We start from the raw sequence: 17,055 nt of genomic DNA, 5'->3' as shown, positions 1-17,055 counted from the left end.
ATCACTTGTTGTAAGACTTGCCCTCGCTTGATTTCGTTATTGATTGTTTGAGGAGCTCTTCCAAGTAGGCGAGCAATTTCTCGATTGGATTTTCCTTCTTTGTTCCATCGTTCAATGTAGCGACGATCATTAATTGTCAAATGTTTTCCTTTTGTTGTATAATTGTTTTGCATCTCTGTGCCCTTCCTTTTGTTTGTGGTGAACAACAAGTATAGCACGGAGGTGTTTTCTTATACCTTACAAAAGGATTTCATTTGACAACAGGGACTTTTGAAGCTGTTTTGAGGGCTAAACCAAGGCTATCATTAGCCTTGGCCAATTAGCCTAACAGCTCCAAACCTATTATCAAATGAAATCAGACAACTCATCAGAATGAGTTGTAGTACTTATCTAGCAGATAGGATGGGTGGCTAACTTCATTTTAAAATTTTTGTATGATTAGCAAAATACCTTTGACGCAGTAGTTGATCGGCAGTTTCGTTCGCCTTTTAGGCTCCGAACCCGACCTAATCAACCTTGCGGGGGTGGGACTACGAACTAATTTTGAAAAAAATTAGTTCTGTCCCACTCCCAACCCGAGCCTAAAAACTAAATTTCTGAAAATCTAAATGTTGATTTATCAAGGTTTGAGTGATTCAATTTGAAGAAAAACTGGGTTTTTTAGAGGTGCCCTAAATCAAGATTCCCTGAAAATGATCCCATTCATGCTGGAAGATTTGGGCTGGAAAACCTTCCAGATCCAGTTCCTGCTGTTGAAAGTTTTGATCCCAATAGGTAATCTGGATTTTCCGATAACGTTTTGTTGGCCGAATGCCGTCTAGGGATAAACAGCCTTCCTCTGTCTGGTAGGGTTCAGACTGGCTCAGGATGGTTGGGTTAAAGAGAACCAAATCGAGACCTGGTGCCAGGCTAATAATCATGGCTTGTTTCTGGTGGCCAATCATATTGGCGGCCAAGCCCACACAACGCTCGCGGTTGGCTGCTAGGGCCGCCCGTAAAGAGTCGGCTAGGCCGATGTCCATGGGTGTGACAGGAAGTGACGGCTGGCTTAGAAAGACCTGATCTCGAATGATTTCTGGAGCCATCTTAGGACTCACTCACTTCTTTAGCCAAGACAAAGTTTCCAAGGGTTGCGGAACCATTGTCAGCTACAGCTGGGGTAACGATATAGTCTTTTAGATCTGGCACAGGTAGGTAGCCATTGAGCATTTTTTCAAATTGCTTGTGAACTCGCTCGACCATGTGTTCTTGAGCCATAACCCCACCTCCAAATACAATCACTTGTGGGCGGAAGGTCAAGGTTGCCTGTACTGCTGCCTGGGCAATATAGGAAGCTTGAATATCCCAGACATCCGAATCCAAAGGAATATTCTCACCTCGGATACCGGTTCTGGCTTCCAGACTTGGTCCAGCTGCCATCCCTTCCAAACAGTCACCATGGAAGGGACAAATTCCTTCAAAACCAGCTTTCCGATCCAGGTCATGCACAGCCACAGGTACATGGCCCATTTCAGGGTGTCCTTGCCCTCCGATAAATATCCCATCTTGAATAACACCGGCCCCGATCCCTGTACCAATGGTGTAATAAACAAGGTTTTTCACTTGGTGGTTACGCGCAACAATTTCACCAAAAGCTGATGAGTTTACATCTGTTGTCACATAAACGGGAATATTCAAAGCCTCTTTAAAAGGACCCAACAAGTCCACATTAGCCCAATGAGGTTTCGGAGTTGTTGTGATATAGCCATAGGTTTCAGAACTATGGGCAATATCCAACGGTCCAAAAGAACCAATCGCCAAACCAGCTAGGTCAAATTTTGAGAAAAAGTCAATCGCTTGCCCAATCGTTTCAGCAGGTGTTGTGGTTGGAAATTGGATTTTTTCCACAACTTCAAAACTGCTGTTTCCGACAGCACAGACAAACTTCGTTCCACCAGCTTCTAAGCTGGCATATAATTTTTCAGACATACAAGATCCTCCTAATTTCAATTTTTTATGATTCTTGACATAAGGAAGGCCGAGACGACTGTCTCGGCCTTTTATAGTAACACTTATTTAGCAGAAAGGCTAAGAACTTCTGAACCTTTTTGAACAGTTTGTCCAGCTGCTACTGGAGCTACTTGTTCATATTCAGCCGTATTAGTTACGATAAACATGGTTGTATCTTCCAGACCCGCTTCCACAATCGCTGCAGCATCGAAGGTTCCCAAGACATCCCCTGCTTTAACTTTAGCGCCAGATTGAACTTTCTGTTCAAATCCTTTACCAGCCATTGAAACGGTATCAATCCCCACGTGGATCAAGAGTTCTGCACCCTTGTCTGTTTTCAAACCGTAGGCATGCCCTGTTTCAAAGGCGACCGTAACTGTTGCATCTGCTGGTGCGTAAACCACACCTTGGCTTGGTTTGATAGCAATTCCGCTTCCCATTGCACCGCTTGAGAAAACTGGATCATTAACCGTTTCAAGAGCCACAGTTTCTCCTTCAACAGGAGTTGCGACAGCTTCATTTTGCAAACCAACCATTTGCGCTGCTTCAACAGCCTCATCGACTTCCGCAACCTCTTCTTGTTCTTCCTTATAGCCGAAAGAATAAGTAAGGGCGAATCCAAGACCCGTTGATACAGCAACCATAAGGACATACTGCAAGAGCTGACCGTTTAGGTAAAGAAGGGTACCAGGGATAATCGTCACTCCAAATCCTGTTCCTGCAAGGTTCAAGATAGATGCCAACCAACCACCAGCTGCACCGGCGATCAATCCCATTACAAATGGTTTACCGAAACGAAGGTTAACCCCGAAAATTGCTGGTTCAGTAATTCCCAAGCTGGCAGATAGGGCTGCTGGGAAGGCCAGAGCTTTGAGCTTTTTATCTTTGGTCTTCACACCAACCGCAAGAGTTGCCCCCATTTGCGCAGACATAGCTGCTGTAATGATGGCGTTAAATGGATCGCGACCAGTATTTGAAATCAACTGCGCTTCCAAGAGGTTGAAAATATGGTGAACACCTGTAACCACGATCAACTGGTGAACTCCACCAAGGATCAATCCTGCAAGACCAAATGGCAAGGCCAAGATTGCTGTTGTTGCTGCAAGGACGATGTTTTCAACCGAGTGGAAAACAGGTCCAATCACAAACAAACCAAGAACAGACATAACCAAGAAAGTTACGAATGGCACCAACAAGAGGTCCAAAACATCTGGAACTTTCTTGTGCAACCACTTCTCAAGCTTAGCTCCAAGCAAACCAACGAAGAAGGCTGGCAACACTGAGTTCTGGTAGCCAACAACGGGGATAAAGCCAAAGAACATCAAGGGTTCTGCATCTCCTGAAGCAACCGCCCAAGCATTTGGAAGGGCTGGACTAACCATCATCAAGCCCAAGACAATCCCGATAACTGGATTTCCGCCAAAGACACGGAAGGCAGACCAAGCAATCAAGGCTGGGAAGAAGATAAAGGCGGTATCAGTTAGAACCTGAGTCCACAAGTAGAAGTCTGTGCTTGAGAAGGCTTCTGAAGTGGTTCCAAATAAGCCAAGAACCGCATCATTAGTAATCGCACCACGAATCCCCATGAAAAGACCAGTCGCAACGATCGCAGGCAAGATTGGAACAAACACGTCACCGAAGGTTCGGATCGAACGTTGGAACCAGTTCCCTTGCTTGGCTGCTTCAGCCTTCTGCTCACCCGTTGAGCTAGTTGGAAGTCCCAATGCTACAACTTCCTCATAAATTTTATTAACAGTACCAGTACCAAAGATGATTTGGTATTGACCAGAGTTAAAGAAGGCTCCTTGAACCTTGTCCAATTTCTCAACTGTATCTTTGTCGATTTTGGACTCATCTTTGACCATAACCCGTAGACGAGTGGCACAGTGGGCAACACTATTCACGTTTTCTTGTCCACCAAGCGCTTCGATTACGGATTGGGCAATCTGCTTGTTATCCATTATAACAACTCCTTGTTTTAGTTTTGAAAACGGTTCACCGTTTTGTCACTTGTTATTCTACCACATCTGCGAAATATGTCAATCGTTTTGCAGAAAAAATGTTTTTGAGGAGATAAACCCTTGATTTTTCTTAGGAAAACATTTACTATAAAATAGCAAAAACTATGGAGGCGCTTTTATGAAATGGACTACCGAATTACGTTACAAACGTTATGAAGACTGGACAGAACAAGAAGTTCAAGACCTGAAAGAACTCAATGCCCAGTCCCCATGGCACAACCACTACCACGTTGAACCTGCTACTGGCCTACTCAACGACCCCAATGGATTCTCCTATTTTGACGGTAAGTGGATTCTCTTTTACCAAAATTTTCCCTTTGGAGCAGCTCACGGACTCAAGCAATGGGTTCAGTTGGAGAGTAATGACCTCGTAACCTTTAAGGAGACCGGTCTCAAAATTCTTCCTGACACCCCGCTTGACAGCCATGGCGCTTATTCCGGATCCGCCCTACAGGTAGCAGACCAACTCTTCCTCTTTTACACTGGAAATGTCCGCGACGAGAACTGGGTCCGCCACCCTAAACAAATTGGGGCTCTCTTGCATCGGGATGGCACTTTGGAAAAAATCGATCATGTGCTGATTGAGCAGCCGAGTGATGCGACCGATCACTTCCGTGACCCACAAATCTTCCAATTGGAAGAAGATTATTATGCCATCGTCGGTGGGCAAGACTTGGACCAAAAAGGCTTCGTCCGTCTCTACAAGGCTGAGAATAAAGATATCCGCAACTGGGTCGAGGTCGGCGATTTAGATTTTGCCAATGACCGCACTGCCTACATGATGGAGTGTCCAAATCTCGTCTTTATCGACCAGCAACCGGTCCTCCTCTACTGTCCACAGGGCTTAGATAAGGAAATTTTTGATTACCAAAATATCTATCCTAACCTCTATAAAATCGGTCAATCGTTTGACAGGACCACGGCACAAATGGTCGATGTAGGACCTCTGATGCAGTTAGACTACGGATTTGAAACCTATGCCACTCAAGGCTTTAACGCTCTAGACGGAACAGCCTATGCTATCTCCTGGATGGGCTTGCCAGATGTCAGCTACCCATCAGACCAATATGAACACCAAGGTTGTATGTCGTTGGTCAAAAAATTAAGCCTCAGGGGCGGCAAACTTTACCAAGAGCCCGTTGAGCCGATCAAGAATCTCCGTCAAGGACAGGAAGACTGGGCTGATCGTCTCGAAACCAACAATAGCTATGAGTTAGAGCTAAGCATCCCAGCTCAAGAAGATGCAAGCCTCGTACTCTTTGCCAATCCAGCCAAAGAAGGACTTCAAATCCAAATTGATCGTCAAGCGGGAGTCCTGACCGTTGACCGTTCAGGCTTGGGCAACCGTTTTGACCTCGAACACGGGGAAACGCGCAGTCTCGACCTCCCAGAAGGGGATACGAAACTTCGGATTTTTGTGGATCAATCCACCTTTGAAATCTTTATCAACGATGGCGAATTTGTTCTCTCTGGCCGGGCCTTCCCAAGTCAAGACCAAACAGGCTGCTATAAGATCAAAGGACAAGTAACTGGGCACTACTATCCACTGGCAAACCATGGCCGTTAAGCTAACGGATGTCGCCGAACACGCCGGCGTCAGCCCTACTACTGTCTCTCGTGTCATCAACCGCAAAGGTTACCTGTCTCAAAAAACCATCGACAAGGTCAACCAAAGTATGCGGGAGCTTGGCTATAAGCCCAACAACATGGCTCGCAGCCTCCAGGGAAAATCCGCTAAACTGGTCGGCTTGATTTTCCCTAAACTAGGCCATGTCTTCTATGCCGAGCTCATTGATGCCCTCGAAGCAGAACTCTTCAAGCAGGGCTATAAAACCATAATCTGCAACAGCCAGGGAGAACCTGAAAAGGAAAAAGAATACCTGGAAATGTTGGAAGCCAATCAAGTAGACGGGATTATTTCCTCCAGCCACAACCTAGGGATTGAGGACTACAATCAAGTCTCTGCTCCCATCGTTGCTTTTGATCGGAATCTCTCACCAGATATTCCGGTTGTCGCATCGGATAACTACAGTGGTGGTGAAATTGCTGCCAATTACCTCCTAAAAACCGGAGCCAGCAACATCCTCATGCTAACAGGAAATGACAATTCCAATTCCCCAACCAGTCTCCGCCACGCTGGCTTCGCTAGCGTCCTCCCCCAGGCTCCGATTATCAATCTCCCCTCCCACTACAGCACCCAGCGCAAGGAAATGGAAATCCGCCAAATCCTCCGAGATAAACGCCCCGATGGCATCTTCGCCTCGGATGACCTAACCGCCATCCAAGTCCAAAATATTGCTCAAAGTATGCAACTGGACCTGGAAGTGGTCGGTTATGACGGAACCCACTATGTTGAACACTACCATCCCCAACTAACTACTATCAAACAACCCATCGCGGAAATGGCAGAGCTCCTAGTGGAAATCCTCCTCAAACGCATCAAGGGACAGGTTATGGACCACAGCGGCTACATTCTCCCTGTTAGTCTCCTGGCCAGCCCCAGAAATTAAGGATCTTTAAACTTGAAATGCACCCGAATCGTTAGACACACATGCTAACAATCCGGGTGCATTTTTAAACGCTTTACCAGCTATGGTGCCCACAAATCCCTATCTCCCAATTCCTATGGTAAGAGACGGCTGCGATTTCTGACGCGTTCCAGATCTGATTCAGAAACCAGCCTGGCTTGTTCCCTCTTTTACACGAGTAAAGGGGCTTTTATAGGCAAACTCCTCTAACAATCCCCAATTTAGGGGCATTTTTCTTGTATTTAAGCGCTTTCTATGCTAGACTGAAGAGGATGAAACATTTGGGGTGCTGAGGCTGAGATTATACCCATGGAACCTGATACAGTTAGGACTGTCGCAGGAAAATGTTAAGACTAAAGCTCTATCTCAATCAAATACCTGATTTGATAGAAGTTTCGCTAGAACGAGTCTGCTAATCCATGACCTTACCACTCCTTGGCTTTTGCGAAAGGAGTTTTTTATGTCCAAAAATATGCTCATCTTGACTGAGGCTGCCATCTTTGCAGCCCTTGCCATGAGTCTTTCTTTGCTACCAGACTTCGCGTCCTGGTTTACCCCGTCCTTCGGAACTATCCCTCTCATCCTCTTTTCTCTACGCCGTGGCTTAAAAGCTGGGCTTTTAGCAGGACTCTGCTGGGGACTACTCCACTTCTTATTGTCTAAGGTCTATTACCTCAGCATCCCCCAGGTTGTGATTGAGTATATTTTCGCCTTTTTAGTAATGGGGCTAGCTGGCTTGTTTTCTACTCCACTCAAGCAAGCCATGGCCAAGGGACAAACCGCTAAAGTCTTTAGCCTAGCCAGTTTGGGAACTATCACCGCGATTTTGGTTCGCTACCTCTTTCACTTCTGGGCAGGGATTCTGTTTTGGTCAGACTATGCCCCTGAAGGCATGTCTCCGGTTCTTTATTCCCTATCCGTCAATGCTACTGCAGGAGGCTTAACCCTACTCGTCACCCTTGTAGTGCTCTATCCCCTTCTTTATGTGCAACCAAAATTTTTCCAAGGTCATTAACCATAAGAAAGCCCTTCAGACTTGGTCTGAAGGGCTTTTAAACTCAATGGAAAAAGATTCCCAAAGAAGCCAAACCTCTGGCTTGTTCCTCTTCCACTTTTCCCATAAAGGCTACTTTTTTGTAAAAGTCTGCCAAATCTGGACTCAATTTTTCTTGTTTCATTTTCCGTAAAGACAAGCAACGAATGTCCTCAACTAGGTTCAAAAAACGGGATTTCCAGTTTTTATTGGAAAGCAGCAAATCCTGCTTATAACCTAGGAGCAAGTCCCGCTCATCCGAACGCAAATCTGAGCTTAATAACAGGTTGTAGTAAGCGTCCAACAATTCTTCTTCCTTCATTTAGGGTCTCCTTCCTGACCAATAGCCACCCGCCATGGAGGAAATCCAACCATTGACGACGGTATCCTTGGTAGCCTCAAATGGTGATTTAGTTACAATATAGTCCCATTGACCATTTGGATAACGACAGGAATAGCCGTTGGCACCTGCCATCACAAACTTGCAGGTCCCAGCAGTCCCTGCCACAAGCAGTTGCAAATCAGACAAAGAAAGTGAATGAGTCTTCATATACTACCTCCAATCTGCTTATGAGTATAACACAGATCGACCTTCTTCAAACCTGAATATTCTGAAATGACTCGAAAACGACCTGAATGGAAAATTCTAAAAAAATCCCAAACAAAATTATTTACCTTATTAAAAACAGGAGAGGATTCCAAAGTTCAGGAACTCTCCTCTCGAAACACAAAAGAGAGGCTCTCACCGATGGCCTCTCTTTTCTAGTTCCTAAGCATCTGCTTCGTCCACAACATAGGCCGACAAGACCCCGTTGACAAAGCCAGCTGATTTTGGTTCTGAGAAGGTCTTAGCCAACTCTACCGCTTCGTTAACTGCCACGACAGCTGGGGTTTCTTCAAAGTAAAGCATTTCAAAGAGCCCGAGACGCAGGATATTTTTTTCAATTAAAGTCAGACGATCCACAGTCCAACCAGCCTTCAACTTGGCTGCAATTTTCTGATCCAAGTCAGCCTGGTGATTCTGAACCCCCTGGACAAGATTGAGGAGGAAGACTGGAACTTCACGTTCCTCTTCAACTTCTTCCTTATCATAGTTATAAGCAAAAGCGACCAGGCCTAGAGAATCCTCTTGAAACTCCAAACCAATCAAAGTTTGAAGGGCCCGTTCACGTAAATCACGACGAGTTTCCTGTTGTCCCTTAACCATTTAGGAAGTCCTCATTGAAAAGGTCTTTCAAGTCTGGTTTCGGTGTTTTTTCAGGAACGATACCAGCCACGTGAAGATTCACCGCAGCCAATTCCATCTCTAGATAATTCCGGACAGCTGTTTTGACTGTTTTTTGAATTTCCAAAGCCAGATTAGGGACCGATACCCCATATTCAAGGTAGAGATAGATATCCACAACCTTTTCATCCGCCTGCATATTTTCAATATAAACACCCCGGCTAGAGCTATTTTTCATCAAGCTGTCCGACATGTTTTTATTGGCAAAGGAATGGACCCCATCCACTTTAGCTGTTGCAATCGCGATGATTTTTTCTAAGACCCGAGGGGCAATAATAATGTCACCTGATTGTTGCGTCATAACTGGTCCTTTCTAGGCACGGGATACGTAAGTACCTTCTTGGGTATTGATAATCAATTTTTGACCAATTTCGATAAAGTCTGGAACATTAACCACCAAACCAGTTTCAAGTGTCGCCGGTTTACCAGAACCTGTAACAGTAGCACCTTTAATAGAAGGTTGAGTATCTGTAACCGTCAATTCAACTGTTGTCGGTACCGTTACCCCAATCACTTCTGTTCCGTAGAACTGGATTTTCACTTCTGAGTTTTCCAAAATGAAACGCAGCTCATCTTGAACAGCTACAGTTGGAATTTCATATTGCTCAAAGCTCTCTGTATCCATGAAGTAAGCTGTATCATCCATTTGGTAAAGGTAAGTCGCTGTACGACTTTCGATAATCGCTTGTTCGAATTTTTCATCTGGACGGTAAGTCGTGTCAAAAGTTGAACCACTACGAACATCGCGCAACTTCATCCGCATAACCGTATTTCCCTTACCTGGTTTGTGGTGGCTGGCTTCCAATACACGCAACAATTTTCCATCTGCCGCTACGAAAGTCATCCCAGCTCTTAATTTACTTGCATCAATCATGCTTGAATACCTCTTCAATTATAATTTTTTCTCTTCATTCTATCACAATTCAAGGCAAACCTCAAATGATGATCAGCTCCTTAGGCGCCTTGGTTAAAACCTGGCACCCCTCTTCCTGGATCCAAAGGTCATCCTCGATCCGCAGACCATACTTACCATCCAAGTAAATACCAGGCTCATCGGTCACGACCATACCAGATTGAAGCCGGTCCTCTGAGCCAGCCCTGAAGAAGGGTTCTTCATGGACCTCGAGCCCCATCCCATGGCCAATTGAATGGCTAAAGGCTGGGCCATAGCCAGCCTGGTCAATTAAAGAGCGAGCAGCCTGGTCAAAGTCTGTCAAAAGCATTCCGGCCTTAGCTTGAGCAATAACCGCCTGGTTGGCATCCAAAACCAATTGATGCAGAGCAGCCTGCTCATCCTGAACATGGTCTAGGTAAATAGTCCGGGTCATGTCGGATGCATAGTGTTGGAAGACACAACCAAAATCCAAGGTAAGAGTATCTCCGGACTCCAACTGACGCTGACCTGGATGGGCATGCGGCATAGCAGAATTCGGACCAGAAGCCACAATCGAATCAAAGGACAAACCACTCGCCCCTAACTCCCGCATCCGGAAATCCAAGAAGGTCGCAATTTCCAATTCTGTTTGCCCAATCTTGATGAACTCTAAGGCATCGATAAAGGCTTGATCAGAAATCTTACAAGCTTCTTGGATAATCGCAATCTCAGACTCATCCTTAATCAGACGTAGCCCCTCTACCACACTAGCCTCTGCTACCAATTCTTGATCTGCCAAACGCTTGGTCAACTCTTGGTAGTAATAATAAGGCACATTGGATTCAAAACCAATCCGCTTCAAACCTCGATCCTGGACAATCCCTGCCACCTCTGCCAGTTCCGCACGTGTTTCCACAAAATCAATGGCTGGATCAAGGATCGCCTTAGCCGCTAGGGTGTAGCGTGAATCGGTGAAAAAGGTCACTGCCTCTGGCTCTACAAACAGGGTCGCATTGGAGCCTGAAAAGCCTGTTAAATAATAAATATTGGTCAGATTATTCACCAAAAAACCATCCAAACCACGCGCCACAAGCTCCGCCTGTAATTTTTCCAATCGTTTCATAAACCTAAGCCCCCTCTAATTTTGCCTGTAAATAACGACCTGTATGACTGGCAGGGTTGGCTGCCACTTCTTCCGGAGTTCCAACCGCGACAATCTGACCGCCGCCAACTCCACCTTCCGGCCCCAAGTCAATAATGTGATCCGCCGTTTTAATCACATCCAAGTTATGTTCAATGACCAAGACCGTATTTCCTTCTTCTACAAAACGCTCCAAAACCTTCAAAAGACGCGCAATATCTTCGGTATGCAGACCGGTTGTTGGCTCATCCAAAATATAGAAAGACTTCCCATTTGAGCGCTTATGCAATTCAGAAGCCAGTTTCATTCGCTGGGCTTCACCACCGGACAAGGTTGTCGCTGGCTGCCCCAGGGTCACATAGCCCAAACCAACGTCCTTAATGGTCTGCAGTTTCCGCTGGATTTTTGGAATGTGCTGGAAGAAATCAACCGCATCATTCACCGTCATATCTAAGATTTCCGAAATATTTTTCTCTTTGTAATGAACTTCCAGGGTTTCGCTGTTGTAACGGGTCCCATGACAGACCTCACAGGGAACATAGACGTCTGGGAGGAAGTGCATCTCAATCTTGATAATCCCATCTCCAGAGCAGGCCTCACAGCGTCCTCCCTTGATATTAAAACTAAAGCGACCTTTCTTGTAGCCTCGAATCTTCGCCTCATTGGTTTGGGCAAAGAGATCCCGAATATCGTCAAAGACACCTGTATAGGTCGCTGGATTGGAGCGGGGTGTCCGCCCGATGGGACTCTGGTCAATGTCAATCAACCGCTCGACCTGGTCAATCCCAGTAATCGTTTTAAATTTCCCTGGTTTGTCCGAGTTGCGATTGAGCTTTTGGGCCATGGCCTTCTTAAGAATAGAGTTGACCAAGGTCGACTTACCAGATCCAGAAACCCCCGTTACAGCCACAAATTTCCCCAGTGGGAAGGAAGCCGAGACATTTTTCAAATTGTTCTCACTAGCCCCTGTCACCTCGATGGTCTGCCCATTTCCCGGGCGACGTTCTTGAGGGACTGGGATCGAGCGTTTACCAGATAGATACTGACCTGTCAAGGAATTGGGATCCTGAGCCACCTGGTCTGGAGTCCCTGCAGCCACTACCTGCCCCCCAAATACACCTGCGCCCGGACCAATATCAATCAACCAGTCTGCTGCCCACATGGTATCCTCGTCATGCTCAACCACAATCAAGGTATTGCCCAAATCCCGCATTTTCTTCAGGCTGGCAATCAGACGATCATTGTCCCGTTGGTGCAGACCAATCGACGGCTCATCCAGGATATAAAGGACACCACTCAGGTTGGAACCAATTTGAGTCGCCAGACGAATCCGCTGACTTTCACCACCAGAGAGGGTTCCGGCTGTCCGCGAGAGAGTCAAGTAGTTCAAGCCAACATTATTGAGGAAGGACAGACGGTCATGAATCTCCTTAACAATTGGCTTGGCAATCGTCGCCTCGGTCTCTGTGAGACTGAGACCTTCAACATAGGCCAAGTGATCAGCAACCGACAGATCCGAAACCTGCCCGATATTCAAACCATCTTCCCCACCAACACGAACCGACAAGGCTGGTGAGTTCAAACGATAACCCTTACAGGTTCCACAGGTCAGCTCATTCATATAGGTCCGCATGACATTCCGGGTGTAGTCACTGCTAGTTTCCCGGTAGCGACGGCTAATATTATTGGCTACCCCTTCAAAAGGAATTTCAATGTCACGCACACCACCAAATTCATTCTCATAGTGGAAGGCGAATTCCCTGCCACCGGAACCAAAAAGAATCAAGTCCTTATCTTCTTGAGAGAGCTCTTCAAAGGGAGTATCCATGTCAATCCCAAAGGCAACCATGGCCTGCTCCAACATCTGTGGATAGTAATTGGACGAAATCGGATTCCAGGGAGCCAGTGCTCCTTCTCTTAAGGTTTTACGAGGATCCGGAACCACGATGTCCAAATCTACTTCTAATTTCATCCCAAGACCATCACAGACAGAACAAGAGCCAAATGGAGCATTAAAGGAGAAGAGACGGGGTTCCAGCTCAGGAACTGTAAAACCACAAACGGCACAGGCATAGTGCTCCGAAAAGAGCAGCTCCTTGCCATCCATGGTATCGATCACCAAATAGCCTTCAGACAAACGAAGGGCCGCCTCGATTGAATCAAAGAGCCTGGACCGAATCCCATCCCGGAGGACAATCCGGTCCACAACAATCTCAATATCGTGCTTCTTGCTTTTTGACAGCTCGGGAACTTCTGTGACATCATAAATCTCTCCGTCCACCCGAACTCGAACATAACCGTCTTTTTGAATTTTAGCCAGTAGCGTTTTATGCTGACCTTTCTTCTTACGAAGCACAGGGGACAAAACCTGGAGACGTTGCCCTTCTGGCAGCTCTAAAACCTGATCAACAATCTGCTCGACCGAAGAGGCTTGGATAGCCCCATGACCGTTGATACAGTAGGGAGTTCCCACTCGAGCGTAGAGCAAACGCAAGTAATCATTGATTTCAGTAATGGTTCCGACTGTCGAACGGGGATTTTTACTGGTTGTTTTCTGGTCGATGGAGATAGCAGGGCTAAGACCTTCAATCGAATCGACATCCGGCTTGTCCATATTCCCTAAAAATTGGCGGGCATAGGCAGATAGGGATTCTACATAGCGTCGCTGTCCTTCCGCATACAAAGTATCAAAGGCCAGACTGGATTTTCCCGAACCAGACAAACCGGTCACGACGACAAGCTGGTCACGAGGGATGGTCACATCGATATTTTTTAAATTATGGGCGCGTGCGCCATGAATAACAATTTTATCCTGCATACAATCCTCACTTTTTCTATTCCATTCATTATACCAAAAATGCCCTAAAAACTGGGCTTAAAATCCATGATTCACGCATCTCGCGAGAGCATAAAAGGCTTGATTTTGACCTTATTTAGGATATAATGGAAGAGAATGAGAAAAGAAGGAGGGATTATGAGACAGGTATTTTTATCCACAACAACACAATTCAAGGAAATTGACCACATGGAGTCTGGTTCTTGGATTAACCTGATTAATCCCACTCAGAGTGAATCAATTGAAGTCGCCAATGAATTTAACATCGATATCTCCGACCTCCGAGCCCCTCTTGACTTGGAAGAGATGTCCCGTGTGACCATTGAGGATGACTATACCCTGATTATCGTCGACGTCCCGATCACCGAAGAACGGAACAACAAGATTTATTATGTCACCATCCCCTTGGGAATTATTTTGACGGACGATGTCATTATCACTACCTGTCAAGAAAATATCCCCCTTTTGGATGTATTTGTACAACGACGCCTGCGTAATTTTTACACTTTTATGCGCTCCCGATTCGTTTTCCAAATTCTCTACCGCAATGCGGAACTCTATCTAACCGCCTTGCGGTCGATTGACCGGAAATCCGATCAAATTGAGACAGTCCTTTTAGAAGCACCTCGTAATGAGGAACTGATTGAGCTCATGGAATTGGAAAAAACCATCGTTTACTTCAAAGCCTCCTTGAAAACCAATGAACGCGTGGTTCGCAAATTAACCTCTTCTTCTTCAACCATCAAAAAATACTTAGAAGATGAGGATTTACTGGAAGATACGCTGATTGAAACCCAACAGGCGATCGAAATGGCGGATATTTACGGAAATATTTTACGGAGTATGACGGACACTTTTGCCTCCATCATCTCCAACAACCAGAACAACATTATGAAGACCCTAGCCTTGGTAACCATTGTAATGTCCATCCCAACTATGATTTTCTCAGCTTATGGTATGAACTTTAAGAACAATGATATGCCCCTAAATGGCGAACCGCATGCCTTTTGGATCATTATTGCCATTGCCTTCGCCATGAGTCTCTCCATGACCTTGTATTTAATCCATAAAAAATTATTCTAAGAGAGAGGAATTTTATGTCATTTGAACACCTAACCAAAAAAAATCAACAGTATGTCCGGACCGTGCAAAAACTCTTAGAACAAGCCGGTAAGTCTCCAAAAGAAATCGAAATCCTCCTTGCCAACATCCTCCCAGACATTGAGGAGAAACAAGACCGCGGCTTCACTGCCCGGGCTCTTTATGGTACTCCAACCCAATGGGTTCGCAACCAACTAACTGAAGCCTCTTCTGAAAGCTCTGATTCGACAGCCGCCAACGATAGTCCTTGGCTCATGTGGTTGGAATCCAGCCTCTTCCTCCTAGCCTTTGTTGGACTTGGAATCGGTCTCATCAACCAATTTATCCCAGGAAGCACTAGCTATGGACTTCTAACCCTAATCAGCATGACCACAGGAGGTGGAGCCGTCTTTTATGCCCTCTACCACTTTGTCTATCGCTACTATGAACCTCAGTATGAAGGGGAACGCCCCAATGCTCGCCGCGGCTTCCTCTTTGTAGGTCTTACCCTCCTGGCCTGGATTGCCCTCATCACGATCTCTGAAAGCCTCCTAGCGGGGATCAATCCACCTCTACCAAGCTTGGTTCTTATCCTCATTGGTATCGCGGCCTTTGCCCTCCGCTGGTGGCTCATGCGCACCTACAAGATCAAAAATGCCCGTATAAACCCTCGCCGTCAGGCCTTCTAAAAAAAGCATCCCAAAAACGGGATGCTTTTTTTAGACCGCTATTTTGAAAAATCTCGTGGGTTAGAGCGAGGATCCGGCTGAGGCACTTGATGAAGCCTTCTCACCTTGATCCTAAAAATGTAAAAGTAAAAGCCCAAGGCGTAAGAACCAATAATCAAAGCAAGTCCTATTCCCAATACATTTGTCCCGACAAAAACCAAGGCCAATACAGTTGCTAGAATAAGCCCCCATAGAATCAACTGATCTTCTTTTCGCAGGCGATACATAGCTTGGTTAAAGACCGTTGTCCCGTAGGTTCCCAGATAGAACAAGGTAACTCCAGCAACCAACATCCAGTGTCCCAATACTGCATGGTGACTATCAGCCAGCAATTCTGTGGACACGGTGAACATATTAATTCCCATCACAATCATCAGATGCAAGTAAAAGAGGAAACCAACCGGACGCTTGGAATGGTGATCAACTCCTAGGAAGGTCTGAGACATATAGTTAATAAACATACAGGCCATCCCAAAGAAGAGCAGGGCACTCCATAACAAGTGTTCACCCAGGGAATAAGTTCCAATAATCGCAATCACCGACTCACCAAAAGACAAGATTGTGATTAACTGCCCTCGCTCCACCGCATGAGGGAAATTAGTCGGCAGCTCTTCCTGCTCCTTATAGAAGAACGACAAAATCATTGGTAGGAAAACGGGAAAGACAAAAACAAACATCATCCAAGGCCCCCAGCCCAACAAGCCAGTTATGAAAGGAAGCAGGACTACCATATAAAGTCCCAGCGAAAGCATGGACAACTTCATATCCCGATTAAAGCCGAGCTGTCGACCCTTTAACCAATACTGAAGTAAAATGATGCCATAAGCCACAAACAACAACCCATTAAATTGAATCACGACCGAACTCCCTGGCAGGAGACTCGCAGTATCAAAGTTGAGGCTCATTCCCAGATGTCCCACAACAAACATCAAGCCAATCACGGTGTAGATATCGATCCGACGAGAATCTCCGTATTTTTGATAATACAAAACCTCATTAAACCAGATATTCATCAGAACAATATTGGCCATGGCAAAGACCAGAACATTTTGTAAAGAAATATGCTCCATATGAAGAGAACCATTCAGTTCCCTCAAAGCTAGGACAAAGGCCAAGTCAAAAAAGAGTTCATAGTTAGAAACCCGCTTGGCCAAGCCAGTTCTTGTTGACATACAAAACCTCTCTTGTAAAAGAATAAAATACAGACCTCATTGTAACAAATCCAAAAATTTTAAAATGAAGTTAGCCACCCATCCTATCTGCTAGATAAGTACTACAACTCATTCTGATGAGTTGTCTGATTTCATTTGATAATAGGTTTGGAGCTGTTAGGCTAATTGGCCAAGGCTAATGATAGCCTTGGTTTAGCCCTCAAAACAGCTTCAAAAGTCCCTGTTGTCAAATGAAATCCTTTTGTAAGGTATAAGAAAACACCTCCGTGCTATACTTGTTGTTCACCACAAACAAAAGGAAGGGCACAGAGATGCAAAACAATTATACAACAAAAGGAAAACATTTGACAATTAATGATCGTCGCTAC

General features: G+C 45.6%; 17 protein-coding genes and 1 riboswitch. Of the genes, 5 read left to right on the top strand and 12 right to left on the bottom strand.

Annotated features, from left to right (window positions below):
* The 4 genes from HZY94_RS05880 to HZY94_RS05865 all read right to left on the bottom strand — a co-directional run.
* On the bottom strand, positions 1–173 hold a 173-nt coding region (locus HZY94_RS05880), incomplete at its 3' end, for a helix-turn-helix domain-containing protein (RefSeq protein WP_179924846.1).
* Positions 174–671: 498 nt separating this feature from the next.
* Positions 672–1,085 carry a peptide deformylase gene (locus HZY94_RS05875; protein WP_179925412.1) on the bottom strand — a complete coding sequence of 138 codons (414 nt, stop codon included), beginning with the start codon at positions 1,083–1,085 and terminating at the stop codon, positions 672–674.
* A gap of 1 nt (position 1,086) precedes the next feature.
* The gene (scrK, locus tag HZY94_RS05870) at positions 1,087–1,968 is read right to left on the bottom strand and encodes a fructokinase ScrK (protein ID WP_179925411.1); all 882 of its coding nucleotides are present in this window, start codon (positions 1,966–1,968) and stop codon (positions 1,087–1,089) included.
* A gap of 83 nt (positions 1,969–2,051) precedes the next feature.
* Positions 2,052–3,950 (bottom strand): sucrose-specific PTS transporter subunit IIBC, encoded by a 1,899-nt coding sequence (locus HZY94_RS05865; RefSeq protein ID WP_179925410.1) that lies wholly within the window; start codon positions 3,948–3,950, stop codon positions 2,052–2,054.
* 178 nt (positions 3,951–4,128) lie between these two features.
* Between HZY94_RS05865 and HZY94_RS05860 the strand changes: the two genes are divergently transcribed.
* The 3 genes from HZY94_RS05860 to thiT all read left to right on the top strand — a co-directional run bounded on the left by HZY94_RS05860 (position 4,129) and on the right by thiT (position 7,553).
* Positions 4,129–5,577: a sucrose-6-phosphate hydrolase gene (locus HZY94_RS05860; RefSeq protein ID WP_179925409.1), complete on the top strand. Its 1,449-nt coding sequence runs from the start codon at positions 4,129–4,131 to the stop codon at positions 5,575–5,577.
* The gene (locus tag HZY94_RS05855; RefSeq protein ID WP_179925408.1) at positions 5,567–6,520 is read left to right on the top strand and encodes a LacI family DNA-binding transcriptional regulator; all 954 of its coding nucleotides are present in this window, start codon (positions 5,567–5,569) and stop codon (positions 6,518–6,520) included. Before HZY94_RS05860 ends, HZY94_RS05855 begins: the two co-directional genes overlap by 11 nt.
* Before the next feature lie 290 nt (positions 6,521–6,810).
* Positions 6,811–6,898, top strand: a riboswitch (TPP riboswitch).
* A 100-nt stretch (positions 6,899–6,998) separates the two neighbouring features.
* Complete coding sequence (gene thiT, locus HZY94_RS05850; protein ID WP_179925407.1) at positions 6,999–7,553, top strand: energy-coupled thiamine transporter ThiT; 555 nt, start codon at positions 6,999–7,001, stop codon at positions 7,551–7,553.
* A gap of 43 nt (positions 7,554–7,596) precedes the next feature.
* Here thiT and HZY94_RS05845 read toward each other — a convergent pair whose 3' ends face one another.
* The 7 genes from HZY94_RS05845 to uvrA all read right to left on the bottom strand — a co-directional run bounded on the left by HZY94_RS05845 (position 7,597) and on the right by uvrA (position 13,689).
* Positions 7,597–7,893 carry a bacteriocin immunity protein gene (locus HZY94_RS05845; protein ID WP_179925406.1) on the bottom strand — a complete coding sequence of 99 codons (297 nt, stop codon included), beginning with the start codon at positions 7,891–7,893 and terminating at the stop codon, positions 7,597–7,599.
* Positions 7,894–8,121, bottom strand: a complete 228-nt coding sequence (locus HZY94_RS05840) for a garvicin Q family class II bacteriocin (RefSeq protein ID WP_179925405.1) — start codon at positions 8,119–8,121, stop codon at positions 7,894–7,896.
* 219 nt (positions 8,122–8,340) lie between these two features.
* On the bottom strand, positions 8,341–8,778 hold the full coding sequence (gene nusB, locus HZY94_RS05835) for a transcription antitermination factor NusB (RefSeq protein ID WP_179925404.1): 438 nt from the start codon (positions 8,776–8,778) through the stop codon (positions 8,341–8,343).
* Positions 8,771–9,157, bottom strand: coding sequence for an Asp23/Gls24 family envelope stress response protein (locus HZY94_RS05830; protein ID WP_160333268.1), 387 nt, complete (start codon positions 9,155–9,157; stop codon positions 8,771–8,773). Before HZY94_RS05830 ends, nusB begins: the two co-directional genes overlap by 8 nt.
* A gap of 12 nt (positions 9,158–9,169) precedes the next feature.
* The gene (gene efp / locus HZY94_RS05825; RefSeq protein WP_160333267.1) at positions 9,170–9,730 is read right to left on the bottom strand and encodes an elongation factor P; all 561 of its coding nucleotides are present in this window, start codon (positions 9,728–9,730) and stop codon (positions 9,170–9,172) included.
* Between the two features lie 61 nt (positions 9,731–9,791).
* A complete protein-coding gene (locus HZY94_RS05820; protein WP_179925403.1) occupies positions 9,792–10,853 on the bottom strand; it encodes a M24 family metallopeptidase in 1,062 nt (353 codons plus the stop codon).
* Positions 10,854–10,857: 4 nt separating this feature from the next.
* Positions 10,858–13,689, bottom strand: a complete 2,832-nt coding sequence (gene uvrA, locus HZY94_RS05815; protein WP_179925402.1) for an excinuclease ABC subunit UvrA — start codon at positions 13,687–13,689, stop codon at positions 10,858–10,860.
* A gap of 156 nt (positions 13,690–13,845) precedes the next feature.
* Between uvrA and HZY94_RS05810 the strand changes: the two genes are divergently transcribed.
* Both HZY94_RS05810 and HZY94_RS05805 read left to right on the top strand, forming a co-directional pair.
* A complete protein-coding gene (locus HZY94_RS05810; RefSeq protein ID WP_179923417.1) occupies positions 13,846–14,790 on the top strand; it encodes a magnesium transporter CorA family protein in 945 nt (314 codons plus the stop codon).
* Between the two features lie 14 nt (positions 14,791–14,804).
* Positions 14,805–15,476 (top strand): DUF1129 family protein, encoded by a 672-nt coding sequence (locus HZY94_RS05805; RefSeq protein ID WP_179925401.1) that lies wholly within the window; start codon positions 14,805–14,807, stop codon positions 15,474–15,476.
* A gap of 38 nt (positions 15,477–15,514) precedes the next feature.
* Here the strand turns inward: HZY94_RS05805 and HZY94_RS05800 are convergent, their stop codons facing one another.
* A complete protein-coding gene (locus tag HZY94_RS05800) occupies positions 15,515–16,687 on the bottom strand; it encodes a low temperature requirement protein A (protein ID WP_179925400.1) in 1,173 nt (390 codons plus the stop codon).
* Positions 16,688–17,055: the final 368 nt, after the last annotated feature.

It is taken from the genome of Streptococcus danieliae (assembly GCF_013415245.1).
GTDB lineage: Bacteria > Bacillota > Bacilli > Lactobacillales > Streptococcaceae > Streptococcus > Streptococcus danieliae_A.
Note: the sequence above shows the minus strand (reverse complement) of the source record. Positions and strands in the feature narration are given on the sequence as shown.

Coding starts and splice junctions, on each gene's coding strand:
- HZY94_RS05875 (WP_179925412.1), bottom strand. CDS start 1,085: ATGGCTCCAGAAATCATTCGAGATCAGGTCTTTCTAAGCCAGCCGTCA.
- scrK (WP_179925411.1), bottom strand. CDS start 1,968: ATGTCTGAAAAATTATATGCCAGCTTAGAAGCTGGTGGAACGAAGTTT.
- HZY94_RS05865 (WP_179925410.1), bottom strand. CDS start 3,950: ATGGATAACAAGCAGATTGCCCAATCCGTAATCGAAGCGCTTGGTGGA.
- HZY94_RS05860 (WP_179925409.1), top strand. CDS start 4,129: ATGAAATGGACTACCGAATTACGTTACAAACGTTATGAAGACTGGACA.
- HZY94_RS05855 (WP_179925408.1), top strand. CDS start 5,567: ATGGCCGTTAAGCTAACGGATGTCGCCGAACACGCCGGCGTCAGCCCT.
- thiT (WP_179925407.1), top strand. CDS start 6,999: ATGTCCAAAAATATGCTCATCTTGACTGAGGCTGCCATCTTTGCAGCC.
- HZY94_RS05845 (WP_179925406.1), bottom strand. CDS start 7,893: ATGAAGGAAGAAGAATTGTTGGACGCTTACTACAACCTGTTATTAAGC.
- HZY94_RS05840 (WP_179925405.1), bottom strand. CDS start 8,121: ATGAAGACTCATTCACTTTCTTTGTCTGATTTGCAACTGCTTGTGGCA.
- nusB (WP_179925404.1), bottom strand. CDS start 8,778: ATGGTTAAGGGACAACAGGAAACTCGTCGTGATTTACGTGAACGGGCC.
- HZY94_RS05830 (WP_160333268.1), bottom strand. CDS start 9,157: ATGACGCAACAATCAGGTGACATTATTATTGCCCCTCGGGTCTTAGAA.
- efp (WP_160333267.1), bottom strand. CDS start 9,730: ATGATTGATGCAAGTAAATTAAGAGCTGGGATGACTTTCGTAGCGGCA.
- HZY94_RS05820 (WP_179925403.1), bottom strand. CDS start 10,853: ATGAAACGATTGGAAAAATTACAGGCGGAGCTTGTGGCGCGTGGTTTG.
- uvrA (WP_179925402.1), bottom strand. CDS start 13,689: ATGCAGGATAAAATTGTTATTCATGGCGCACGCGCCCATAATTTAAAA.
- HZY94_RS05810 (WP_179923417.1), top strand. CDS start 13,846: ATGAGACAGGTATTTTTATCCACAACAACACAATTCAAGGAAATTGAC.
- HZY94_RS05805 (WP_179925401.1), top strand. CDS start 14,805: ATGTCATTTGAACACCTAACCAAAAAAAATCAACAGTATGTCCGGACC.
- HZY94_RS05800 (WP_179925400.1), bottom strand. CDS start 16,687: ATGTCAACAAGAACTGGCTTGGCCAAGCGGGTTTCTAACTATGAACTC.